The sequence below is a fragment of the Pseudoclavibacter sp. 8L genome (assembly GCF_902506465.1).
In the GTDB taxonomy this organism is placed as follows: Bacteria; Actinomycetota; Actinomycetes; order Actinomycetales; family Microbacteriaceae; genus Pseudoclavibacter.
The window spans coordinates 13793-37006 of record NZ_LR733213.1; the positions used below are offsets into that span (position 1 = coordinate 13793).

General features: G+C 68.5%; 19 protein-coding genes. 12 read left to right on the forward strand and 7 right to left on the reverse strand.

What is annotated here, in order from left to right:
* Positions 1 to 19 precede the first annotated feature (19 nt).
* The 3 genes from nagE (at position 20) to GV007_RS18880 (ending at position 3158) form a co-directional block, all read left to right on the forward strand.
* Entirely contained in the window at positions 20 to 1939 is a 1920-nt protein-coding gene (gene nagE / locus GV007_RS18870) for an N-acetylglucosamine-specific PTS transporter subunit IIBC (RefSeq protein WP_160075399.1), read from the forward strand.
* Positions 1940 to 2121: 182 nt separating this feature from the next.
* Positions 2122 to 2904: a glucosamine-6-phosphate deaminase gene (gene nagB / locus GV007_RS18875; RefSeq protein WP_160075401.1), complete on the forward strand. Its 783-nt coding sequence runs from the start codon at positions 2122 to 2124 to the stop codon at positions 2902 to 2904.
* 26 nt (positions 2905 to 2930) lie between these two features.
* Positions 2931 to 3158, forward strand: a complete 228-nt coding sequence (locus GV007_RS18880) for a hypothetical protein (RefSeq protein ID WP_160075403.1) — start codon at positions 2931 to 2933, stop codon at positions 3156 to 3158.
* 791 nt (positions 3159 to 3949) lie between these two features.
* On the opposite strand, the gene nagA is transcribed toward GV007_RS18880, so the two are convergent.
* Positions 3950 to 5095 carry an N-acetylglucosamine-6-phosphate deacetylase gene (nagA, locus tag GV007_RS18885; protein WP_160075405.1) on the reverse strand — a complete coding sequence of 382 codons (1146 nt, stop codon included), beginning with the start codon at positions 5093 to 5095 and terminating at the stop codon, positions 3950 to 3952.
* 251 nt (positions 5096 to 5346) lie between these two features.
* On the opposite strand from nagA, the gene GV007_RS18890 reads away from it, so the two are divergent.
* The 3 genes from GV007_RS18890 (at position 5347) to GV007_RS18900 (ending at position 10783) form a co-directional block, all read left to right on the forward strand.
* Entirely contained in the window at positions 5347 to 5976 is a 630-nt protein-coding gene (locus tag GV007_RS18890; RefSeq protein ID WP_160075407.1) for a TetR/AcrR family transcriptional regulator, read from the forward strand.
* 176 nt (positions 5977 to 6152) lie between these two features.
* Positions 6153 to 8453 carry a S8 family serine peptidase gene (locus GV007_RS18895; RefSeq protein ID WP_160075409.1) on the forward strand — a complete coding sequence of 767 codons (2301 nt, stop codon included), beginning with the start codon at positions 6153 to 6155 and terminating at the stop codon, positions 8451 to 8453.
* Positions 8454 to 8491: 38 nt separating this feature from the next.
* The gene (locus tag GV007_RS18900; protein ID WP_160075411.1) at positions 8492 to 10783 is read left to right on the forward strand and encodes a S8 family serine peptidase; all 2292 of its coding nucleotides are present in this window, start codon (positions 8492 to 8494) and stop codon (positions 10781 to 10783) included.
* Between the two features lie 147 nt (positions 10784 to 10930).
* On the opposite strand, the gene GV007_RS18905 is transcribed toward GV007_RS18900, so the two are convergent.
* Entirely contained in the window at positions 10931 to 11557 is a 627-nt protein-coding gene (locus GV007_RS18905) for a response regulator transcription factor (protein WP_160075431.1), read from the reverse strand.
* Between the two features lie 107 nt (positions 11558 to 11664).
* Complete coding sequence (locus GV007_RS18910; protein WP_160075413.1) at positions 11665 to 13137, reverse strand: sensor histidine kinase; 1473 nt, start codon at positions 13135 to 13137, stop codon at positions 11665 to 11667.
* A 212-nt stretch (positions 13138 to 13349) separates the two neighbouring features.
* Here GV007_RS18910 and GV007_RS18915 point away from each other — a divergent pair, with 212 nt between their 5' ends.
* Complete coding sequence (locus GV007_RS18915; RefSeq protein WP_160075415.1) at positions 13350 to 13721, forward strand: nuclear transport factor 2 family protein; 372 nt, start codon at positions 13350 to 13352, stop codon at positions 13719 to 13721.
* A gap of 31 nt (positions 13722 to 13752) precedes the next feature.
* On the opposite strand, the gene GV007_RS18920 is transcribed toward GV007_RS18915, so the two are convergent.
* Positions 13753 to 14649, reverse strand: coding sequence for a MurR/RpiR family transcriptional regulator (locus GV007_RS18920; RefSeq protein ID WP_160075417.1), 897 nt, complete (start codon positions 14647 to 14649; stop codon positions 13753 to 13755).
* Between the two features lie 171 nt (positions 14650 to 14820).
* Here GV007_RS18920 and GV007_RS18925 point away from each other — a divergent pair, with 171 nt between their 5' ends.
* From GV007_RS18925 to GV007_RS18935, 3 genes are read left to right on the forward strand one after another with little or no spacing between them, the layout of a single operon-like run.
* The gene (locus GV007_RS18925; RefSeq protein ID WP_104244687.1) at positions 14821 to 16221 is read left to right on the forward strand and encodes an MFS transporter; all 1401 of its coding nucleotides are present in this window, start codon (positions 14821 to 14823) and stop codon (positions 16219 to 16221) included.
* Positions 16218 to 16727, forward strand: a complete 510-nt coding sequence (locus tag GV007_RS18930) for a GAF domain-containing protein (protein ID WP_160075419.1) — start codon at positions 16218 to 16220, stop codon at positions 16725 to 16727. Before GV007_RS18925 ends, GV007_RS18930 begins: the two co-directional genes overlap by 4 nt.
* Positions 16724 to 17932, forward strand: coding sequence for a metal-dependent hydrolase family protein (locus GV007_RS18935; protein ID WP_160075421.1), 1209 nt, complete (start codon positions 16724 to 16726; stop codon positions 17930 to 17932). The genes GV007_RS18930 and GV007_RS18935 overlap by 4 nt, the downstream gene beginning before the upstream one ends.
* A 147-nt stretch (positions 17933 to 18079) precedes the next feature.
* Here the strand turns inward: GV007_RS18935 and pdxY are convergent, their stop codons facing one another.
* Entirely contained in the window at positions 18080 to 18931 is an 852-nt protein-coding gene (gene pdxY, locus GV007_RS18940) for a pyridoxal kinase PdxY (protein WP_104244693.1), read from the reverse strand.
* A gap of 184 nt (positions 18932 to 19115) precedes the next feature.
* Between pdxY and GV007_RS18945 the strand changes: the two genes are divergently transcribed.
* Positions 19116 to 20657: a serine hydrolase domain-containing protein gene (locus GV007_RS18945; protein ID WP_160075423.1), complete on the forward strand. Its 1542-nt coding sequence runs from the start codon at positions 19116 to 19118 to the stop codon at positions 20655 to 20657.
* Positions 20658 to 20719: 62 nt separating this feature from the next.
* Here GV007_RS18945 and GV007_RS18950 read toward each other — a convergent pair whose 3' ends face one another.
* Entirely contained in the window at positions 20720 to 21508 is a 789-nt protein-coding gene (locus GV007_RS18950; RefSeq protein WP_160075425.1) for an HNH endonuclease family protein, read from the reverse strand.
* 178 nt (positions 21509 to 21686) lie between these two features.
* Between GV007_RS18950 and GV007_RS18955 the strand changes: the two genes are divergently transcribed.
* Positions 21687 to 22421 (forward strand): SDR family oxidoreductase, encoded by a 735-nt coding sequence (locus GV007_RS18955; protein ID WP_160075427.1) that lies wholly within the window; start codon positions 21687 to 21689, stop codon positions 22419 to 22421.
* On the opposite strand, the gene GV007_RS18960 is transcribed toward GV007_RS18955, so the two are convergent.
* Entirely contained in the window at positions 22399 to 22623 is a 225-nt protein-coding gene (locus GV007_RS18960) for a hypothetical protein (protein ID WP_160075429.1), read from the reverse strand. The two genes, GV007_RS18955 and GV007_RS18960, sit on opposite strands and share 23 nt — an antisense overlap.
* Positions 22624 to 23214: the final 591 nt, after the last annotated feature.

The following is a 23214-nucleotide window of genomic DNA, read 5'->3' on the forward strand; positions in this document are numbered from 1 at the left end:
TTGACCATGGAGTCACGCCATGAAATATCTCCAGAAACTCGGCAAGTCGCTCATGCTGCCGGTGGCTGTCCTGCCGGTAGCGGCGATCCTGTCCGGTATCGGGTACTGGATCCTCAACACGGCAGGCGAGAACTTCGTTCAGGCCTTCTTCACCGCTGCAGGTGGCGCGCTGCTCGACAATCTGCCCCTGCTCTTCGCGCTCGGCGTGGCAATCGGAATGGCATCGAAGCCAGACGGTACCGCCGCGCTCGCGGGGCTCGTATCGTGGCTCGTCGTCACGCGGCTCCTCAGTCCTGAGACGGTCGCGACCCTGCAGGGCATCCCGGTTGAGGATGTCAACATCGGCTTCGGGCGCATCGAGAACGCCTTCGTCGGCATCATCTGCGGCCTCATCGGCGCATACTGCTACGACAAGTTCAAGGACGTCCAGCTGCCGGCGGCGCTGTCGTTCTTCTCCGGCAAGCGCTCCGTCGCAATCGTCACGACCGGTGCATCCCTCGTCGTCGCACTCGTGCTCTACTTCGTGTGGCCGGTGCTGTTCGGCGGCCTCGTCTCCTTCGGTGAGTGGATGGTCGGGCTCGGCCCGGTCGGCGCCGGCCTCTACGGCTTCTTCAACCGCCTGCTCATCCCGCTCGGCCTCCACCACGCGCTCAACGCGGTGTTCTGGTTCGACGTCGCCGGCATCAACGACCTCGGCAACTTCCTGAACGGCACGGGCACGGCAGGCGTCACCGGCCAGTACATGACCGGCTACTTCCCGATCATGATGTTCGGTCTGCCTGGTGCGGCGCTCGCCATGTACCTCACGGCCAAGACCAATCGCCGCAAGGTCACCGCCGGCATCCTGCTGTCCGGTGCCTTCGCGTCGTTCTTCGTCGGCGTCACCGAGCCGCTCGAGTTCGCGTTCATGTTCCTCGCACCCGCGCTGTACGTGGTCCACGCGATCTTCACCGGCATCTCGATGTTCATCATGGCGCTGCTGCCGGTGCGCATGGGCTTCGGGTTCTCCGGCGGGTTCATCGACCTCATGCTCGGCTGGGTCAACCCGCTGGCGCAGAATCCGTGGGCTATCTTCCTGGCCGGCGCCATCTGGTTCGTCATCTACTTCGTTTCGTTCTACTTCATCATCAAGCGCTTCGATCTGAAGACGCCGGGTCGCGAAGACGAGGAGGTCGAAGTGGATGAGACATCGACAGGGTCGTCGAAGTTCCTCAACCAGGCATCCGCGATCCTCAAGGGTCTCGGTGGCAAGGACAACGTGCTCGAGCTCGACAACTGCGCGACGCGGTTGCGCATGGAGATCGCCGACGTGTCGAAGGTCGATGATGCGGCCATCCGTCGTGCTGGTGCCGCCGGCATCATGAAGCCGGGCGGAAAATCGGTGCAGGTCATCTACGGCCTCGAGGTGCAGTTCGTGAAGGACGCGATGGAGGACCTCATTGCGGGCCGAGTCGAAGCGCCTTCCGCTCCCGTCGCGGTGGCGGATGCCGCGGTGGCTGCGCCGTCACAGGGTGGCGTCGCCACGAAGACCGTGCTCACCGTGCGCCAGCCGGTTGCCGGTCGCGTCGTTGCGCTCTCCGAGGTTCCGGATGCGACGTTCTCCCAAGGGATCATGGGATCTGGGGTCGCGATCGAGCCCACGGGAGACACCGTGTGGGCGCCGGCAGACGGCACCGTCGCGCACATCTTCCCGACGAGTCACGCGGTCGCGTTGAAGCTCAGTGATGGCACGGAGCTCCTGGTCCACGTCGGTGTGGACACCGTTGAGATGAAGGGTGAGGGATTCGAGACCCTTGTCGCTGTCGGCGATGAGGTCGTGGAGGGCACCCCGCTCCTGCGGTTCGATCTCGACGCGATCCGCGCGGCTGGGCATCCTGCCGTGACTCCGGTCATCGTGCTCGGGGGTGGCGACGTCGAACTGAGGCTGCGCCAGGACTGAGTTCTCGCTCTGATCAGCGGGGTGGGCTGCCGGATCGGCAGCTCACCCCGCTGCGTTCGGTGGACTAGACCACACATCAGTTTCCCGGTAATGTGATCCGCAACACGCCTCGCCGATCCGGCCGCACGTCCAGGAGACTGGACTGAGGCGCCCCGATCGCCTTCGATCTCTAGGAGCAGCGCATGGAAGTTGTCATCATGGCCGGGCCGGCAGAGGTCGGCGCCTTTGCAGCTGGACGCATCGCGGACGTCATCGCGGGTAATCCGGAAGCGGTGCTCGGCGTCGCCACCGGTTCAAGCCCTCTGGAGGCCTACCGCTCGCTCGCCGCCCGACGCGCTGAAGGCCTCGACTTCAGTCGAGTGAGCGCCTTCGCCCTCGACGAGTACGTCGGCATCGCCAGGTCGCACGCCGAGTCGTACCACGCCGTGGTCGGCCGCGAGGTGGTCGAGCCGCTCGGCCTCGACCCCGCGCGGGTGCACGTGCCGGATGGCCTCGCGGCCGACCTCGACGCCGCCTGCGAGGACTACGAGGCCAAGATCGCCGCCGCTGGAGGCGTCGATGTGCAGCTCCTCGGCATCGGGGCGAACGGGCACATCGGATTCAACGAGCCCACGTCCTCGCTCTCCTCCCGCACGCGCGTGAAGACGCTCGCTCCCAGGACGCGCACCGACAACGCACGCTTCTTCGACAAGCCGGAGGACGTGCCGGTGCACTGCCTCACGCAGGGGCTCGGCACCATTCTCGACGCGCGCAGTGTCGTGCTCGTCGCGCAGGGTGCGTCGAAGGCGCGCGCGGTCGCCGCGATGGTCGAGGGCCCCGTCTCCTCGATGTGGCCGGGCTCCGTGCTGCAGCTGCACCGCCGGGCGACGATCGTCATCGACGAGGCCGCGGCCGCGGAGCTCACCATGGCCGACTACTACCGGTACACGGTCGAGCACCGAGCCGGCGTCCAGCCCGAGGCGTAGCCCGCGAGGCCAGCAGCCTCGACCTCGTGATCGCTGCGGCGCGGCTCGCCGTCGGCGTCGCGAACGTGGCAGGGGGCTCGCCCCGACGACTGCTGCGACCGGGTGACCGTCTGGAGCGGCTGCGGCCCCACGGCTTCCTCGGCGGGGAAGTGGCCGGGGCGCATCCGCTGCCTGCTCTGGCGCGGCGGGTCGCGCGTGGTCGGGCGACGCTGATGGGTTTTCTCTACGCTGATGGGTTTCTCGGATGCGCGTGATGGGTTTTGCCGACCGGTGATGGGTAAAAACCCATCACGGTCGCCGAAACCCATCACGCGCCCAGGGGGGGCTGGGTTCGCGGCCAGCACAGATCCAAGGTGGTAAGGGAAGCAAGCTCGGCTCTTCGACTGCTGCGACCGGTCGGCGTTCGGGTGGCAGCTGCGGCCTTGTGGCTCCTTCGGTGGGGCGACATCCGGGGGCAGCTGCGGCATACGGCTTCCTCGGCTGGGCGAGAGCCTGGGACATTCGCGGCCTGGAGCTCCCTCGGCGGGGGAGCGGTCGCGGGAGCGTTGCGGCGTTGCGGGTCGACGGCTCCCTCGACTGCGAAGCGGCCGGGGCGCATCCGCTGCCTGTTCTGACACGTCAGGTCGCGCGTGGTCGGGCGACGCTGATGGGTTTTCGCGACGCTGATGGGTTTCTCGGATGCGCGTGATGGGTTTTACCGACCGGTGATGGGTAAAAACCCATCACGGTCGCCGAAACCCATCACGAGCCCAGGGTGGCGGGGCTCGCCGTTGATGCAGGGTGAAGGTGGCAGGGGTTGCAACCTCCGCCTATCGGCTGCTGCGGCGCATCCGCTGCTGGTTCTGGCGCGTCAGGTCGCGCGTGGTCGGGTGACGCTGATGGGTTTTCGTGACGCTGATGGGTTTCTCGGATGCGCGTGATGGGTTTTGCCGACCGGTGATGGGTAAAAACCCATCACGGTCGCCGAAACCCATCACGAGCCCAGGGTGGCGGGGCTCGCCGTCGACGTGGCGCGAAAGAGGCCGCGGCGGGGAGCGGGCGTCGCTCAGTGAACCCACTCGCCGCGACGCATGACCCGCTGCACGCCGAGCGACTGGTCCAGTACGACGAGGTCGGCCGAGTATCCCGGCAGCAGCGACCCGACCTTCTCGAGGCCGAGGGCAGTCGCCGGCGTGGTCGACGCGGCCCGCACGACGTCGATGAGCGGCAGCCCGGCCACGGCCACCGCGTACTGCACTGCGCGCGCCATCGTGAGCGTCGATCCGGCGATCGCACCACCCTGCGTGAGGCGGGCGACTCCGCCGCGCACCTCGACGTCGAGCGAGCCCAGCGTGTAGTCGCCATCGTGCATGCATGCGGCCGACATCGCGTCGGTGACGAGCATGAACTGGTGCGGCTTCGCGACTGCGGCGAGGCGGAGGGCCGCAGGATGCACGTGGGTGCCGTCCGCGATGAGCTCGATCACCGCATCCGGGTGCTCGAGCAGTGCTGTTGCGGGGCCGGGTTCGCGGTGATGCAGTCCTCGCATGGCATTGAAGAGGTGCGTGCCGACCGTCGCGCCGTTGTCGAGCGCTTCGCGGGCGATGTCGTAGGAGGCGTCGGTGTGTCCGATGGCGGCGACGACTCCGGCGTCGGTGAGCGCCTTGATGGCCTCGATGCCACCGGGCAGCTCGGGTGCGAGCGTGACCATGCGAACCTGCCCGCGCCCTGCCGACAGCAAGGCGGCGAGATCGCGGCTGTTCGGCTCGATGAGGTGCTGTTGCGCGTGGGCGCCCGGATGCTCGGGGCTCAGCCATGGTCCTTCGAGGTGGATGCCCGCGAGGGTTCCCTCCTCCGCAAGTGTCGCGAGCGCCGCGACCGAGTCGCACATCGCGCCGAGCTCGTCGGTGACGAGGCTCGCGACGAGCGAGGTGGTGCCCTGTTCGAGATGCGTGCGCGCCGCTGTCTTCGCCGCGAGGGTGCCGAGTCCGTCGGCCGCGCCCGCGTTGTCGAACCCTGCGCCGCCTCCGCCGTGCACGTGTCCATCCACGAAGCCGGGCACGATCGTCGCTTCCCCGAGGTCCACGATGTCGCCGGAGTTCGCGTGGGGTCGACCCGAGCCCACGTGCTGCACGGAGGTTCCCTCGATCTGCACCCACCCGGGCGAGAGGTGACTGTGCGGCGTGATGACGTTCGCGGCGCTGACGATCATTCTGCTAGCTCCGTCTACTCGGTCCTGCTCACTGGTCTGTACCAGTTGTACTTTTGCTCGTGTGGACCTCGGTGTCAAGTCGGGAAGAGGGGTGTGGGGTTCAGGTCCTGTCCCGTCGATTACCCTCGTCGTGGCGTCTCGGACAGGTCGGCGGGCTGTCGCAGTTCCCCGGGTCCGCATCCGGATAAATCTCTGGACGATGTCCAAACTTGACCAGAGTCCAAACTTCTCACTAGTCTCGGAAGCACACCATGAATGCACCCAACTCGCCTTCTGGTGGCCTCCGTGCCCGGAAGAAGCGAGAGACCGAGAATGCGATCGAGAACGCCGCCGTCGACTTGGCCCTTGAGGTCGGCTTCGATGCCACAACGGTCGAGGCGATCTGCGATCGCGCTGGCATCTCGAGGTCCACGTTCTTCAACTACTTCCCCAGCCGTGAGACGGCCATCACCGGTCGAATCGTCGAACTGCTGCGAGGCGCAGACGCCGACCGGATCCTCGACGCGCACGCACCGAGTCTTGCGCACGGGATGCTCGCACTGGTCCTCGCATCCATCGGGCACGCCCACATCAACAGTGATGTTGCACGCAAGCGAGCCCAGCTCAGCGCAGAGCAGCCGGACACGGTCACCCGATCGACTGGGTCACTCCTCGCGATCGGGGCGCAGCTCCTGGAAGTCGGTGTCGGGTGGCTCGTCCGCCGCCCCGACCACGCTCGCCTCCCGGGGGATCCCGGTCGAGAAGCTGTCATCGCAGCCGGCCTCTGTCACGCCGCCTTCAGCTCCATCATGGTCGATGCGGCGTCGAACCTCGGCGATCTCGAGGTCAGTGACGACGACATCACCCGCGCGTTCGACGCAGTGCGCGTCGTCCTCGACTGACCGCTTCCGTCCCCACGCCCCGCTCCGCTCGTCATCTCTCGTCAACTGACGCGATTCCCTTGCGCGCTGTGCGCAACTTGCTCCATCCGCTCCATCCGCTCCACCCGCAACATCTGCTCCACCGGTTCCTGTTCCAGCCCCCGCTCCTGTTTCAGTCCCTACCTTGAGGTGTTCTGGTGAAACTCGTTCGTCCCCTTTCTCGCATCACGGTCGCGGCCCTCGCGGCTGGTCTCCTCGTCGGAAGTTTCGGGGTCGGGGCTGCCACGGCGGCACCCGCCACCGACGACAGCGACAAGCTCTCGGGCAGGCTCGCCGCGCTTGCCGACGTTGCCGTCTCGTCAGATCCGGCGGTTGCCGAAGAGCAGCTCAAGTCCACGACGACCGAGCAGCTCGCCCTGCCAGGCTCCGGGCCGGCCAGCATGCGCGTGACAGGTGACAGCGTCGCAGTCACCGTCTACTACTCGACGCCTCCCGTCGAGGCCGACATCGATGCGCTCGCAGCGCTCGGAACCGTCGACTCCGTCGCCGCGAAGTACCTGGTGATCGGCGCCACGATCCCGACGAGCAACCTCGAAGCGGTTGCCGCGCTCGAGCACGTGCAGTCCGTGCAGGAGACGCTGACCCCCGGCTCGAGCGGGACGGCCTGGGATGGCGCGCTCGCGTCTACGGTGACAGAAACCGACACTGGGGCAGGCGCGGAGACTGAGACATCGTCTGACGTCGACTCCTGCCGTGCAGTGCCAGCGAACCTCGCGGAACCGCTCAACGTGCCGCTCGCTCGCGAGCTGTACGGCGTCGACGGGGAGGGCGTTCGCATCGGGATCATCTCCGACTCCTTCGATAACTCCGCGGTGCCGCTCCCGAGCACTCCGGCTGGAGATGTCGCGGCTGGCATGCTCCCTGGCCCCGGGAATCCATGTGGATACGAGCAGCCGGTCGAGGTGCTCATGGAGAGCACCGACTCCGGTTCGGATGAGGGGCGAGGCATGGCGCAACTGGTGCATTCCATCGCGCCCGGAGCGACGCTGATGTTCGCCTCGGGGTGGGCGGGCCAGGCGGGCTTCGCGGAAGCAGTGCAACGTCTCACCGAGGCCGGCGCTGACATCATCGTCGACGACGTCAGCTACTTCGACGAGCCGATCTTCCAGGACGGGGTGCCGTCGAACGCCGTGAACGACGCAGTCGCGCTCGGTATCCCGTTCTTCAGCTCAGCCGGGAACACCACCAGCATCGGAACTCTCGGCGAGAGCGCAGGACGCGTGATCTCGTCCTGGGAGGCCCCCGAGTACCGACCAACGGCCTGCCCGGCAGCGGTGACGGATCTGCTGCCCGAGACTGGCCTCGAGAGCGTCGACTGCATGGACTTCGACCCGAGCGCCGGGCAGGACCCGACGAACACGCTGACCTACCCGGACCTCGCGAGCCGGGGCATCACGGCGACCACGATGCTGCAGTGGGCCGAGCCCGTAGGTGCTGCAACCAACGAACTCGCCGTCGTCGTCACCGACGATTCGGGGAGCATCGTCGCTGCCAGTACGCCAGGCAACGCGGGCTCACCGATTCAGATCGCAGCCATCCAACCGGACGCTGGTGACTACAGCTACGTGATCGTGCGCGATACGACTCAGGGGGTTCCAGCGGTGAGCCCACGAGTGAAGATGATCTTCCTCAGCAGCTTCCTGCAGGCGGCAGAGTACTCCGAGAGTGCAGGGGGCGACATCGTCGGACCGGCTATCTTCGGGCACAACGGAACCCCAGCAGTTGTCAGCGTCGCGGCCGCGAATGCCGCCACACCGACGCAGCTCGAGCGCTTCAGCTCGACTGGGCCTACCACGCTCTACTTCGAGCCGTTCCCGAGCACCAACGCTCTCCCGGAGCCAGTTTCGGGGGCGCCGACGCTGACGTCGCTCGATGGTGGGTGGACCAACTTCTTCGGCAGCCCCGTCGGCGACCTCGACGGCGTCTACTCGTTCACCGGCACATCCGCGGCAGCCCCAGCCGCGGCAGCGGTGACCGGGCTCGCGCTGCAGCTGGATCCCGGGGCGACCCCGCAGGAGCTGCGAGACGCGCTCACGGATACGGCCCTGCCCATCGACAGCATCGTCGAGTCGGTGGCCGTGTCCGACTCGGCGGGGGCCGGACTCGTGGATGCGGTTGGATTCCTCGCGGCACTGCCCTCGGCAACCCCTGTCCCGACTCCGACTCCGACTCCTACTCCTGCTCCGACCCCCGCCCCGACGCTCGCTCCGACAGCAGCGCCGAGCGTCGTGCCCGTGAGCCCGACGGGAGCTCCTGTTCCCGGTTCCGAGACGCTGGCACCGGCTCCCGCGGGTGCAACGCCCGCCGCGGCGGCCGATGGTGCGCTCGCATCCACTGGCACAGACGCCCCGATCGGGCTTGCCGCGGTGATCGGCGCGCTCGCCCTCGCAGCAGGCATCACGATCACCACGCTCCGCCGACGGACCGGCGAGCGATGACCAACAACAGCGCAGTCCCTCCCAACAAAGGTGTTCACGTGAAAACCGTTCGAAATCTGTCCCGTGTGGCAGTTGCCGCGCTGACCGTCGGCCTCGTCGTCGGCGGCTTCGGGGTCGGGGTGGCGTCGGCTGCGCCTGCAACCGACGACGGCGACAAACTCTCCGGACGGCTCACCGCGCTCGCGGCGGTCGACGTCTCGTCTGATCCGGCCGTGGCCGAGCAGCAGCTCGCGAACGCATCGCCCGCCGAGCTCGCGCTCCCCGGATCCGGCCCCGTGAGCCTGCAGCTGAACGGTGGCAGCGTGGCGGTCACGATCTACTACACGACACCGCCACTCGCAGCCGACATCGATGCGCTCGCCGCCCTGGGCACCGTCGATTCCATCGCGGCGAAGTACCTGGTGGTGGGTGCAACGGTTCCGGCTGGGAACCTCGAAGCGGTTGCCGCGCTCAGCAACGTGCAGTCCGTTCAGGAGACGCTCACGCCTACCTCCAGCGGGTCGGCGTGGAACACGGCGAACGCCCTCACCGTGACGGACACCGACACGGATGCGCCCACTCAGCCCAGCACGGACGTCGCGGCAGACTCGTGCCGTGCAGTGCCAGCCAACCTGACGGAGCCGCTCAACGTGCCACTCGCTCGCGAGCTGTACGGCGTCGACGGGGAAGGGGTCCGTATCGGAATCATCTCGGACTCCTTCGAGCACGCAGCCTTCGCGACGCACACGACTGCTGCGGAGGACGTCGCGTCAGGCATGCTCCCTGGCCCAGGAAACCCCTGCGGTTACCTGCAAGCTGTCGAGGTCCTGAAGGAGAGCTCCGCCGGCGGCAGTGACGAGGGGCGAGCCATGGCACAGCTTGTCCACTCCATCGCGCCGGGGGCCACACTGCTGTTCGCCTCGGGCGGCGGGGGCCAGGCAGGCTTCGCGAGCGCCGTCGAAACGCTCTCAGCGGGTGGCGCCGACATCATCGTCGACGACCTCGGTTATGCCGACGAGACCATGTTCCAAGACGGGGTGGCCGCCAACTCGATGAACGACGCGGTCGCGCTCGGCATCCCCTTCTTCACCGCCGCCGGAAATGACACGTCCATCGGCAGCATCGGTGAGAGCGACGGACGCGTCATCTCGTCCTGGGAAGCACCGGAGTACCGACCCGCGGAGTGCCCCGCAGCCATCGCGGACTACCTGTACGTGTTCCAGATCACCAGCGCTGACTGCATGGACTTCGACCCAGGCGCTGGGGAAGATCCCACCAACACCCTGACCTTCCCTGACCTCGAGGCCCGCGGCCTCACGGCGCTCGTCATGCTGCAGTGGGCCGAGCCCGCCGGGGCGGCCACCAACAACCTCGTTGTCGCGGTGACGGACGCGTCAGGCGAGCTCGTCGCCGGCACCCCCCTCGCTGCTCCCGGCTCGCCGGTACAGGTCGCTGCGTTCCAGCCTTCTGCGGGCGACTACAACTACACGATCGTGCGAGACACCAGCGATGGAGTGCCGGCGCTCAACCCGAGAGTGAAGACGATCTTCCCGAGCAGCCACCTGCGTGCGGCCGAGTACTCGCAGAGCGAGGGCGGCGATGTCGTCGGCCCATCCATCTACGGGCACGCCGGCACGCCGAGTGGGCTCAGCATCGTCGCCGCGGACGCGGAGACACCCACCGAGCTGGAGTACTTCAGCGGCACGGGGCCGATGACGCTGTACTTCGAGCCGTTCCCGAGCACAAACGCGCTCCCTGAGCCGATCTCGGGCGCGCCGACCGTGACCTCGCTCGACGGCGGCTGGACGAACTTCTTCGGACAGGAAGTCGAAGGGCAGACCGGCGTCTACTCCTTCACCGGAACCTCGGCGGCCGCACCATCGGCAGCGGCCGTTGCCGCACTTGGGATGCAGCTCCACCCCGGGCTCACGCCGCAGGAAACGCGGGACGCGCTCACGGAGACCGCCATCCCGATCGACAGCATCGTCGAGTCCGTCCCGGTGGCTGACTCGGCGGGAGCCGGTCTCGTGGACGCGGTCGGATTCCTCGCGGCACTGCCAGGCGCTACGCCGACGCCGACGCCGACGCCGACGCCGACCGTCGCTCCGACTCCCACGACGACGACGGTCCCCGTCACTCCGACCGGCGTCCCCGTGCCCGGTGTGGTGACGCCGACGCCGACGCCGACGCCGACGACCACGACACCGACTCCGGTGGCGGGTGGCAGTCAGCTCGCATCCACTGGAGCGGATGCATCCCTCGGTCTCGGTGTGCTCGCCGGGGCACTTGCGCTCGCCGCTGGACTCGTCGTGGTTGCTGCAGCGAGGCGCAAGCGGGTCGACGAGAAGTAGCGAGTGCCAGAGCTCCGTCGCACGCGGGCGGATGCTCGAGGAGTTGTGGCGGAGTGCTGTTCGAGAGCTCTCGAACAGCGCTCCGCCACAATCTTGCCGGACGGCTGCAGTGGCGGGGCGAGGTGGTGGCGAAAAAACGCCCGTGGGCTACCCGGTGACGAGGCGGTGCTCGTAGGCGAATACGACGATCTGGGCACGGCTCGACAGCTCGAGCTTCGCGAGCACGTTGCGGACGTGCGTCTTCACGGTCGCCTCGCTCACGAACGCGGCGGCGGCGATCTCGCTGTTGCGCAGACCCTTCGCGGCGAGGAGGAAGATCTCCCGCTCTCGAGGGGACAGTGCGGCGATCGCGACGTCGGGGCGAGGGGCGATCTCGGCCGGTTCCGGGGTCGGAGACGCCCCGCGAGCGATGCGCCCCACCGGCATCGCCGGGGCGTCACCCGCGTGCACGGCGCGGATCGTGTCCAGCAGCATCTCCGGCGTCGCATCCTTCGTGACGTACGCGCTCGCGCCGTTGTGCATGGCCTGCAGCACCGCTTCGTCCTGCCTGAACGTGGTCAGCATGACGACGCGCGGGCGCGGACCCGTCTCATCGGCGTACGGGGCTGCCTCCAGGATGCGCCTTGTCGCGGCGATCCCGTTGAGTCCGGGCATGCGGATGTCCATGAGCACCACGTCGGGGCGTTCTCCCACGACGAGCTCCACGGCTTCCTCGCCATTGCTCGCCGTGCCGATCAGCTCGAGGTCGGGCTGCGACTCCACGAGCATCCGCATGCCGTAGACGAACAGCTCCTGGTCATCGACAAGGGCGATGCGGATGCGCGCGGCTGAGCGTGACCGAGCGGCGCGGATGTCGACGGGCTGGGTGGCGGCGTCGTTGGTCACTGCACGTCCTCCTTGTTGTCGGTCGTGAGCTGGGTGTCTTCGGTCGCAGCGACCCGCGGCACGATGTCCTGCGTCGGGATGAAGGCTGTCACCACAAAGACCTGGCGCTCTTTCGCCTCGCCGTCGCTCGGTTCGGCTCCCGCGGTCAGCCAGCCGCCCGCAAGACGCGCACGTTCGCGCATTCCCGTCAGGCCAAGGCCGCTGCGCTGCGGGGGATCCTCTGCGGAACCGGAGCTGCAGGCCCCGGTGCTGACGATGTTGAGGGAGAGCCCGGCGCCGCGCCAGTCGAGGGAGACCGTCGCCGACGCTCCGGAGCCCGCGTGCTTCATCGCATTCGTGAGGCTCTCCTGCACGATCCGGAACACGCTCAGCTCCTGCACCTGGGAGAGCCGCTTGTGTTCGCCGAGGTGTCGCAGCTCGACCTCGAGTCCGGCGTCAGAGGCCTGATCGATGAGGGCGCCCAGCTCATCGAGCTTCGGCTGCGGGGCGGAGCCCGCCCCGCCGATGTCCTCGAGGAGGCCCTGCAGTTCGAGGAGCGTGCTCCGAGCGTTATCGGCGATCTTCTGCAGGTCATCTGCCGACTCGCCGCGCGACTCGCGAAGCAGCCTCGAGCCGTCCGCCATCGAGATCGTCACGGTCAGCGAGTGCGCGAGCACGTCATGCACTTCGCGAGCGATGCGGGACCGCTCGTGCAGCACGAGGACCTCCGTAGAGGACGCCGACAGCTCCACCGTCAACGCGGTGCGCATGGCGCGTTCGCGCGCCCACTTGATCGCGAACTGGGTCGAGGTGCCGAGTGCCCAGGCCAAGACGGTCAACGCTGTGAAGATCAGCGCCAGCTGGGTGGCCGACGAGAGCAGGAGCTCGGGCATGGGTGGCGCGACTGTCACGCCAGCGATCTGTCCGTCCGGCCCGGTCATCAGCTGCACCATGCTCTCCTGCGTGGTCAGGTCGATCTCTCCGAGGCCCAGGTTGCGCGCCATATCCTGGGCGCCGTCCTGGAAGAACAGCTCGCCGCTCGCGGAGTATCGTTCGACACCGGCTCCGTAGCTCCCGGTCCAGAGCAGCCACTGCCCGAGGTAGACCAGCATGAACGCAAGGCCGGCTGCATGGGCCACGCCTGCTGCAAGCGATCCCCAGGTGAGTGCGCCTCGGGAGCGAACCGTGACGAGGAACACGATGAGGGGCATGGCGAGGTGCTCAGGCCAGTCGTTTGCCGAGGCCATGGGCACCATCCCCGACAGCTGCAGGACCGGGACCAGCAGTCCCATGGCCAAGGCGACCCGTGGGAGGCGGCGAGACAGAGCGATCGCCGCACCATAGATGACCGGTGCCGCGTAGAACGGCAGGTGACTGTTCCAGCGCCCAACCTCCGCGAAGCACCAGAGTGCGACGAAGAGCGCACCGACTGCGGGCTCGAGAATCCAGCGCAGTCGGGCGGTTGAGAGGCGATCGAGGATGTGCAGCATGCTCACCAAGCTAGGGGCGATTCCGGTCGGGGAGGGCGACGTGGGCGCATGGGGTGTCCCGTTTCATCCGAAGGGGTGAGCGGGGGTGGTGCTCGCGGCGCTGATGCTGCGCATCCGCACCTCTGATGTGCGCTTCGGGTCTTCGGCCGCCAAGCTGGAGTCGCCAGCGTCGGCACCGGCGCGCCCTCGAACCGAAGGTCGTGACCCCACCGATGACTGACAACCGCGCCGCATTCGAGCACTTCGTCGAGCTGTTCTATACACGCAAGCGCGTTGCTGACGCCTTCGACTACCTGGTCGCCGACGACTACCGGCAGCACAACCCGAGCATCGCAGACGGGCCGGCTGCGGCGGTAGAGGCACTCACCCCGAAGTTCGACGGGTCACCGGATGCGACGTTCAGCGTCGAGCGCGTCATCGTCGACGGCGACCTGGCGATGGTGCACGTGCGTGCCTCCCGCCCCGGTGCCCCGGACGCGGCCGTCGCGGACATCTACCGCTTCGAGGGTGGCCGCATCGTCGAGCACTGGGACGTGCTCCAGCAGGTGCCGGCCACGAGCATCCACGACCACCCCATGTTCTGACGCGGCAGGGGGCGCGGGAATGCTGTCGTGCCTACTCGGCTGCGCGCGGGTCGATGAGGATGTCGAGTTCGTTCCACAACCGCTCGGCGGCGTCGATGCGCACCTTGGTGGCCTCGGGGTCGAGCTGCGCGAGTGTTGCGACGAGGCCCTGCTGCACCGCCATGGGGACGGTGAGCGACGGGAAGAACGACGTGCCCTCTGCGGGGATCTTGATGAGGTCGTCCACGGCGCCCTCGAGCTGAGGGGGCAGGTAGTCGGTGAGTGCCACGACCGTCGCGCCCTGCCTGTGGGCGGCGTTCGCAGCCGCCACGATGGTGCGGTAGTGCCGCCAGTAGCTGCACACGATGAGCAGGTCTCCGGACCCCATCTGGGCGACGCTGTTCGAGAGCGCGCTGTCGCGGTCGAGGAGTGCGTGCACGTGGTAGCCGGCGATCTGCAGGTTGTGGACGAGCGCCTGGCCGACCGCGGCGAAGCTGCCCATCGCCGTGACGTGCACGCGCTTCGCCGACTGCACGGCCGACGCGACGCGGGCGATCGCGACGTCGTCGATGTCGCGCATCGTGGCCGCGAGCAGTGCGGCGTCGTTGCGCAGCGCATTCTGGAACGGAGTGTCCGTGAGGCCGTGGATCTCGGCGATGTCGACCATCGACAGCTGTGCGAGGTAGCGGGTGCGCAGGGCCTGCTGAAGGTCCGGCCAGCCCTTGAAGCCGAGCTGCTGGGCGAGGCGCGTCGTCGTGGATGCGCTCACCCTCGCCGACGCCGAGATCTCTGAGGCCTGCGCGTAGCTGGCGGCGTTGATGTTCGTGACGAGGTAGTTCGCCAGCTTCTGGCTGGTGGGGCCGAGATTGCTGCCGGCGAGGACGCCCCGCAGCCACGCGTCGGGGGAGAGTCGGGTCTCGTCGTCGGTGGGCGGTTCGACGGCTGGCATGTGTTCATTTCAGCACGGATCCGCCGGGGGTTGTGTGCCGCAGTTCGGTTCCCCGGGCAATCCTGCAAGAGATTTCGCGCGGGTTACATTTCTGCAATCTCTGTTGCATGATGGATGCGGCTGGATCATGCTTTCTCGAACACCGACGTTCCGATCCCTCAGGAGAACCCGTTGTCACTCACAGCACGGCTCGATCGCCTGCCGATCAGCAAACCCCACTACGCGCTCCTCCTCATCGGCGGGCTCGGCTACACCTTCGATGGCATGGACGGCGCGATCGTCGCCTTCCTCATGCCGAGCGTCCGCGACGTCTTCAGCCTCGAGGCCGCGCAGCTCGGCCTCGTCGGCTCCGCCGCCCCCTTCGGGTTCCTCTTCGGGGCCCTCCTCGCCGGCTACCTCGGCGACAAGATCGGCCGCAAGAAGGTCATGATGTGGTCGCTGGTGCTGTACGCGGTCGCATCCCTCGTCGCGGCCCTCTCCTGGAACTTCGAGATCTTCCTCTTCATGCGCATCCTCGCCGGAATGGGAGCCGGAGCCGAGAGCGCCATCATCGCGCCCTTCCTCTCCGAGTTCGTGCCCAAGCACCGGCGCGGGTGGTTCGTGGGCACGCTCGCCGGGTTCTTCTCCTTCGGGTTCGTGGCCGCCGCACTCATCGGGCGCTTCGTCGTCCCGGCCTCGGAGGATGGCTGGCGCTGGGCGCAGGTCCTCACCTTCCTGCCCATCGTCATGCTGCTCTGGTGGCGACGTTCGCTCCCCGAGTCGCCGCGCTACCTCGCCAGCGTCGGCAGGCACGCGGAAGCGGAAGCGGTGGTCGCGAGCTTCGAAGACCGAGTGCGCGCATCCACCGGCAAGGACCTCCCTGCCGTCGACCCGAACGCGCCGGAAGAGGAAGCACCCGTCAAGTTCGGCTTCATCAAGGCCGTCAAGTTCCTGTGGGGCCGCACCATGTGGCGCATCACGGCGACGACCTGGCTCATCTGGTTCGTCATCACGTTCTCCTACTACGGCTTCTTCACCTGGATCCCGACGCTTCTCGTCGACCGCGGCATCGACGTCACGACGAGCTTCACGTACTCGCTCTACATCTACCTCGCGCAGATCCCCGGCTACTTCAGCGCCGCGTACCTCAACGAGAAGCTCGACAGGAAGTTCACGATCGCGCTCTACCTCATCGGTTCCGCCGGTGCGGCACTGTGGATGAGCCAGGCCAACGACCCGATCATGGTCACGGTCGCCGGCATCGTCCTCTCGTTCTTCCTCAACGGCACCTACGCCGGCGTCTACGCCTACACGCCGGAGGTCTTCCCGACCTGGCTGCGCGCGACCGGCGTCGGCATGAGTTCGTCGTTCGGCCGCATCGGCTCGATCACGGCCCCCATCATCATCGGCACCTTCGCCGCCCAGTGGGGCTTCGTCGGAGTGTTCGGCATGACCACGACCGTGCTCGTCATCGGCGTCGCCTGCACGCTCCTCTTCGCCGTTCGCACCGCAGGGCGCTCGCTCGAGGACATCACGGGAAGCGGCAAGGGCACGGACAAGCAGGCAATCGAGAAGAAGGAGAGCAACGCATGACCCCGAACGGAGAACGAGTGCGCAACGGAGAACTCGGGCGGAACAGCGAGGTGGCACTGGATGCGGTGGATTGGGCGAGCATCCACCACACGATCGAGCAGGAGGTGGGGGTCGTGCTGTTCACGGTCCTTCGCTTCACCGAGGGCGGGGCCGTCATGGAGCGCATCTACTCGTCGCACGCCGACGAGTACCCGGTCGGCGGCACGAAGCAGGTCGCGACGCAGGTTTCCCCCGACTGGGTCGCCGCCTGCCGCGACTCGGGGGAGCCGTTCCTCGGCGCCACCCCGGCAGACCTCGACCGCATCTTCGACGACGCGAGCACGATCAAGGCCCTCGGCTGCGGCTCGATCCTCAACGTGCCCATCCCGGGTCCGGACGGCGCCCCGCTCGCCACCGTCAACATGTGCGCCCCGGAGGGCACCTACACCCCGACGGCGCAGGAACGCGCCGTGCAGATCATCGACACCGGCGTGGAGAGCGCCAAGCAGCAGGGAGCATCCGCATGACCTCGAACCTGATCATCCGCAGCGCCACGTGGCTCGACGTCGACGCGGGGGAGTACCGCACGGGCGACCTCTCGATCCGCGACGGGCGCTTCGAGCGGGTCGGCGGCCAGATCGAAGCGCAGGACGGCGTCGAAGAGCTCGACGCAGCCGGTCGATACCTCCTGCCCGGCCTCATCGACTGCCACGTGCACGTCACCGCCCACACGGCTGACCTGCCCTCCATGGGTGAGGAATCGCCGAACTACGTCGCGCTGCAGGCGGCGAAGCTCATGGGCGAGATGCTCGACCGCGGCTTCACGACCGTGCGCGACGTCGCCGGTGCCGACTTCGGCCTGCACGACGCGCAGGTCGACGGCCTCGTGCGAGGGCCACGGCTCTTCTTCGGCGGCAAGGCGCTCTCGCAGACCGGCGGGCACGGCGACCCGCGCTCGCGGGGCCGCGACAGCCATGACAGCGAGTACACGTGCTCCCACATCGGCAGGGTCGTGGATGGCATCTCCGCCGTCCGGCACGCGGCCCGAGACGAGATCCGGCGCGGCGCGCACCACATCAAGATCATGGCGGGCGGCGGGGTCGCCTCGCCCACCGACCGCGTCGACTCCACGCAGTTCTCCGTCGAGGAGATCGAGGCCGTCGTCGAGGAGGCGACCGCAGCCAACCGCTACGTGACCGCACACGCCTACACGGCGCGCGCCATCAACCGCGCCCTCCGGGCAGGCGTGCGCGGCATCGAGCACGGCAACCTCCTCGACGACGAGTCGATCGAGCTCTTCCTCGAGCACGACGCCTACCTCACCATGAACCTCGTCACCTATTGGGCGCTCATGGAGGAAGGCCGCGAGCACGGCCTGCCGCAGGACAACTGGGTGAAGGTCTCCGACGTGCTCGAAGGCGGCAAGGTCGCGCTCGAGAAGGCCCACAAGGGCGGCGTCAACCTCTGCTACGGCAGCGACCTGCTCGGCGGCATGCAGCGCCACCAGGCCCGCGAGTTCGAGGTGCGCGCCGAGTTCATGCCCGTCATCGACATCATCCGCAGCGCGACGACCACGGCCGCCCGCCTGCTCCAGCGCGAAGGTGAGCTCGGCGTGATCGCGCCGGGCGCGCACGCCGACCTGATCGCCGCATCCGCCGACCCGCTCGGCGACGTGAGCGTGCTCGCCGAGTCGCGCCTCGACTGGGTCATGCAGGGCGGGACGCGCGTCTAGGACGGCGGGCGCCGGCCGGCCCGGCGGTTCGGGGCTCGAGAGTTGTGGCGGAGTGCTGTCCGGGCGTCGACCGGATGCACTTCGCCACAACTTCGGACGCGAAGGACAGCCCGGACGCGCGCGGGTACCCGGACGCGCGTCAGCTGTCTAGCGAATCTCGCGCACCTCGAACTGCATGCGCGGGTTCGCGAACGCATCCTGAGCCGCGACGATCTGCAGCTCGCGCTCGCCGGAGTCGAGCGTGGTCTGCAGCAGATCGAAGACGCTCGAGACGGTCGCGGAGAGCGCCTCGGCTGCCGAGCCCGAAGTGCGGTAGTGCGCCGTGAAGAGGGCCGACGTGACATCCCCGGAGCCGTTCGCCTTGAAGGGCAGGTAGGGAGTCTGCACGATCCACGCCCCCGAATCGTCGACGGCCATCATCTCGATCGTGCCCTCAGGTCGGTCGGGTCGCTCGACGCTCGTGACGAGCACCGTGCGCGGCCCGAGGTCGCGGGCGCGCTGCACCGAGTCGAGGGTCTCCTCGATCGTCGCGGGTGTCGTGCGCGTGAGGAAACCCAGCTCGAACTGGTTGGGGGTGAGGATGTCGGCGACCGGCACGACCCGCTCACGGATCAGCTCCGGGATCGCGGGAGCGACGAAGCAGCCCGACTTCGCGTTGCCCATGACGGGGTCGCACGTGTAGCTCGCCGCCGGGTTGAGTTCCTTGGTGCGCTTGACCGCGTCGACGACGACATCCACGATCTCCTCGCCACCCAGGTAGCCAGACAGCACCGCGTCGACCTGGGCGAGCGCGCCGCGCTCCTCGATGCCGAGGATGACGTCGCGCACATCGGACGCAGGAAGGAGCGGGCCGCGCCACGCGCCGTAGCCCGTGTGGTTCGAGAACACGACCGTCGAAACCGGCCACACCTCATGTCCGAGGCGCTGCAGCGGGAACACGGCGGCCGAGTTGCCCACGTGCCCGTAGGCGACCGACGACTGGATCGACAGGATCTTCATCCCCCGATCTTGCCACGCCGCGCGCTGCAGCGCGCTCGGGCGACGCCATGCGACGGGTTCGAGTGCCCGCCGCATCTCCCGCGTGGGGCGGATGCATCTCCAGCCCACGGCCGAGGCCCGTGTCGGTGGCTGCCCATAGCGTTGAAGGACGGGACAGGAACACGGCCGAGAACTGGGGAAGCGAATGTCACACGAACATCAGCAGGAGCACCCTGCCGGGTCGCCGGAGATCGCAGAAGCATCGCGAGGTCCGGCGAGGCGCATCCTCGTCATCGCCGCACTCGTGGCGGGGATCGTCGCGGTGGTGCTCGGCATGGTGGTCGGCCCGCAGCGTCAGGCGCTTGGCGCGCAGGTCACCGGCGATGAGGCGCTCGCGACCAGGGTCGTTGATGCCGTGGGCGGGCACGGCGGGTTCCGCTCCGTCGTCGTCGCCGAGGTCACGCCGGAGAGCACGACGTGGGCCGGGGTGGGCAAGACGGGTGATGGACGCAACGGACCGGCGCCCACCAACGAGACGCTCTACGAGCTGGGTTCGGTCACGAAGACCTTCACCGCCGCGGTGTTCGCCGATGCGATCGAACGCGGGGAGGTGGGCGCCGAAGACCCGCTCTCGACGCACATCCCCGAGCTCGAGGGAACTCCGGCCGGTGAGGTGACGCTCGCAAGCCTCGCCCAGCACAGCTCCGGCCTCCCGCGCCTCGGCCCGGCCTTCGCCATCGAATCGCTCGCGGCTTCCCTCTCGGGAGGCAACCCCTACGGCCCGCAGACGCGCGACGCCATGATCGCCGACGCGGCTTCCGCTCCCGTCGACCCGGCGCAGGGCCCCGTCTACTCGAACCTCGGAGTGGCGCTTCTCGGCACGGCCCTCGTCAGCGCATCGGGCGCCGAGAGCTACCCGTCGCTGCTCGAGGAGCGCGTGTTCGGGCCAGTCGGCATGCAGTCGACGACGATCGCCACGACCGAGGCTGAGGTGCCGGCTGAGACCACTCCAGGCTTCCTCACCAACGGCGCTTCGACCGATCACTGGTGGGGCGAGGGGTATGCGCCGACCGGATCCTCGACGACAACCGACATCGACGACCTCGCCGCGTGGGCTGCCGCCAACCTCGACGGCTCCGCACCTGGTGCATCGGCGCTCGAGCCGACGGCGCAGTTCGCCGAAGGCAGCGACATCGGCTGGGTCTGGCAGAGCACGCAGGTCACGAACCCCACGGCCGACTCGAACCCGACGCTCACCTGGCACAGCGGCGGAACCGGCGGGTTCGCCTCCGTCGTCATGATCGACCGCGAAGCGCAGAAGGCGGTCGTCGTGCTGGGGAACACGCAGCAGGTCGTCGACCCCATCGCCGTGTCGCTGCTCAGCGGAGCCGAGGTGCCCGACCTCGGCGCGCAGGGCTCGCTCCTGCTGTGGGTGACGTTCGGATTCGCTGTGCTCGCCTCGGGCCTCGCCCTGCTCTTCGCGTTCCGCTCGAAGGCGGCGCTGCCCATCGTGAACTGGCTGCTGCTCGCCGCCGCGGGCCTCGTCAGCCTCTGGTTCGCTGGGCCATGGGCGAGCGTCGGCGGCTGGGCGTTCGGGCTCGCGCTGGCGCCAGCGCTCGCGGCGGTCGCGGTCGGCGTGCTGCGCTCCCCGGCACTCCGCTTCCAGCCCAAGAAATTGGCCTGGCTCAGCTGGATCGGCCTCGCCGTGGTGCTCGTGATCTTCGTGTCGACGCTGCTCGTCATCTGAGCTGAGACGTCAGCGCACCGGCGGGCCGCACTGGACCGGCGCGGCGTGCTCTGGGGTCGCTCCTACGCGCAGTCCTCGAGCACGTCGCGCATCGCATCGTGCTCGGCCTGCGTCACCCAGAGGCTGTAGGTGGCCTTCACGACGATCTGCCGTGCCACGTAGGTGCAGTGGTACGACTCCTGGGGTGGCAGCCAGTTCGCCGCATCCTGGCTCTTCTTGTCGTCGTTCACCCATCCCGCCGTGGCCTGCAGGTTCATGGGGTCGTTCGACAGCTCCACCCGCTCCTCGAACGACAGATCCTTCGCGCCCGTGCGCCACGCATTCGCGAGCGCGACGACGTGGTCGATCTGTACGAGCGGGCTCGTGTCGGGGCCCCGCTGGAAATCGATCTCGTCCCCCGAGTACGGGTCCACGAAGACGCCCGTGTCAACTCGGCAGCCGTCTCGGTTGCGGTTGACCTCGGTCATGGATGCGGCCAGTGCGTCGTTGCGAGCGTCGCAGCCGTTGCCGTCCGGGTCCTGCCAGCCCTCGCCGAACGAGCCCTCGCGATCGAACTCCTGCCATTCGTCGCGCGGAGCGACGTCGAGCTTGCCGAGCACGTCGAGGGCATCCGCGGCGAACGATGCCGGAGCGTCGCCCTCGGCGGCGGCCGCCTCGACCTCGCCGGCAAGGTCGACAAGCTGGCTGGACTCGGGAGCGGTGCCGCCGTCAGCGGGCGACGTCGCCTGAGGAGCGAGCGGCGTGCATCCCGAGAGCAGGGCCGCGACACCGATGAGCGCTCCGGCCGCGAGCGCACGGCGGCCGGAACGGTGCACGGAACGGCGCGCGGCGGGTGAGGAGGTGGGAGGCACTTGGAGCTTTCTCGAGCGGGTCTGCCGCTCAAGACTGCCACAGGGCGGGGCAACGATCGCAAAGCTCACATCCTCTCCTCGCGAGCGAACTCAGAGGGAGCGCCTGGCATGACGGTGGCAGAATGTGGGAGCCGCGGCTGCCCGCGGTCACACGCCGCACACCCCCGGGGGAACATCCATGACTGAAGTAGGCCAGGCCGGTTCACCCGCTGGGTCCGAAGACGACTCCCAGCGACCTGTTGCACTCGTCACGGGCGCAACGCGCGGCATCGGCGAGGCCATCGCGCAGGAGCTCGGTCGCACCCACCACGTCCTGGTCGGCGGCCGGGAGCCGCGCGCGGTTGCCGAAGCCGCAGCGCGCATCCCCGGAGCCACCCCGTTCGTGGCCGACCTCTACGACGAGCGACAGCTTGCCGAGGCGACCCGCAGCATCCGCCGTCTCGATGTGCTCGTGCACTCCGCAGCCGTGCTCGGCGGGCACGACGCGATCGCCGAGAGCTCGCGCGAACGCTTCCGCCGTGCCTTCGAGCTCAACGTGTTCGCGGTCGCCGACCTCACCCGCCTCCTGCTGCCGCTCATCCGCTCGAGCGAGGGGACGATCGTCATGATCAACTCGGGCTCCGGCTACGCCAGCGGCGCGGGCACGAGCGTTTACAGCGGCACGAAGTTCGCGCTTCGCGCGCTGACGGACGCGCTCCGCGAGGAGGAGCGCGAGCACGGCGTCCGCGTGTCGAGCATCCACCCGGGGCGCGTCGACACCGACATGCAGCGGGAGCTGCGCCAGCTCGAGCATGGCAGCTACGAGCGGGAGCGCTACCTGACCCCTCAGGCCGTCGCCCAAGCCGTGCGCCTCGCCGTCGACACCCCAGCCGGTGGGGCGGTCGACGAGCTCAAGATCCGCCCGATGCGCTGAGGACGCGCACCAGACCATGGGCGGTACAAGTCAGATCTTCACCATCGTCGCGTTCGCGCTGCTCGTCGTGCTGGTGCTCGGCCTCGGCCTGCTCGTCGCCATCTTCGTGCAGCGACACCGCGCGAAGAAGGCGAAGGTCGCGTCGGAGCTCCGGAAAGCCGAGCGCCGCAGGGCTGCCGACGCGGGCATCGCCGGCCTGCACGAGGACACCGACACGAGCGGCGGCATCTCCCTCCTTGGGCTCTCTGTGCAGCAAGCGGTGCCGGATGCGCCGAGCAACGCCGCCGCCAAGCCTTCGCCCTGGGCGGCGGCGCCCCGCCCTGCCGAACGGCAGGCCGCCTGGCTGCCGGCTTCAGTGCAGCGCGCGTCTGGAACCCCGGGGGCTGGGGCGCGCGCGCCCGGCGTCGCGGAGTCCGGCGTGCCGGGGCCCACGGCTCACGGCATGGGGGCGCAGGACCAAGGGACGCAGGCTCCTCCAGCCCCGCCTCGGTACACGCCCGCTCCGCCTGCCGCGCCTGCCCCTCCTGCTCTGCCCCAATCTGGTCGACAACCGCCTGCTCCTGCCGCAACGTCTGCTCCCGCTCCCGCTCCGTCCGGTTCGCCCCAAGTCGCTCAACGGCCCGCCATCCCTGTTCCTGTCCCTGCCCCCGGTACCTCTGCCTCTGCACCCTCTGCTCTGCCTGCAGCGTCTGCTCCTGAACCCTCCGCTCCAGCGCCGCACCAATACGGCTCGACGTTCAGCGGCAATGGACCCCGAAGCAGCTGACCCCACCTCCGCACCTACTCCCCGCCC

Bases quoted from the DNA above. Each gene is read 5' to 3' on its own strand.
- GV007_RS18945 (WP_160075423.1), top strand. From the start codon at position 19,116: ATGTCACACGAACATCAGCAGGAGCACCCTGCCGGGTCGCCGGAGATC.
- GV007_RS18920 (WP_160075417.1), bottom strand. From the start codon at position 14,649: ATGCCAGCCGTCGAACCGCCCACCGACGACGAGACCCGACTCTCCCCC.
- pdxY (WP_104244693.1), bottom strand. From the start codon at position 18,931: ATGAAGATCCTGTCGATCCAGTCGTCGGTCGCCTACGGGCACGTGGGC.
- GV007_RS18905 (WP_160075431.1), bottom strand. From the start codon at position 11,557: ATGCGGATGCTCGTGGAGTCGCAGCCCGACCTCGAGCTGATCGGCACG.
- nagA (WP_160075405.1), bottom strand. From the start codon at position 5,095: ATGATCGTCAGCGCCGCGAACGTCATCACGCCGCACAGTCACCTCTCG.
- GV007_RS18955 (WP_160075427.1), top strand. From the start codon at position 21,687: ATGACTGAAGTAGGCCAGGCCGGTTCACCCGCTGGGTCCGAAGACGAC.
- GV007_RS18915 (WP_160075415.1), top strand. From the start codon at position 13,350: ATGACTGACAACCGCGCCGCATTCGAGCACTTCGTCGAGCTGTTCTAT.
- nagE (WP_160075399.1), top strand. From the start codon at position 20: ATGAAATATCTCCAGAAACTCGGCAAGTCGCTCATGCTGCCGGTGGCT.
- GV007_RS18930 (WP_160075419.1), top strand. From the start codon at position 16,218: ATGACCCCGAACGGAGAACGAGTGCGCAACGGAGAACTCGGGCGGAAC.
- GV007_RS18910 (WP_160075413.1), bottom strand. From the start codon at position 13,137: ATGCTGCACATCCTCGATCGCCTCTCAACCGCCCGACTGCGCTGGATT.
- GV007_RS18890 (WP_160075407.1), top strand. From the start codon at position 5,347: ATGAATGCACCCAACTCGCCTTCTGGTGGCCTCCGTGCCCGGAAGAAG.
- nagB (WP_160075401.1), top strand. From the start codon at position 2,122: ATGGAAGTTGTCATCATGGCCGGGCCGGCAGAGGTCGGCGCCTTTGCA.
- GV007_RS18935 (WP_160075421.1), top strand. From the start codon at position 16,724: ATGACCTCGAACCTGATCATCCGCAGCGCCACGTGGCTCGACGTCGAC.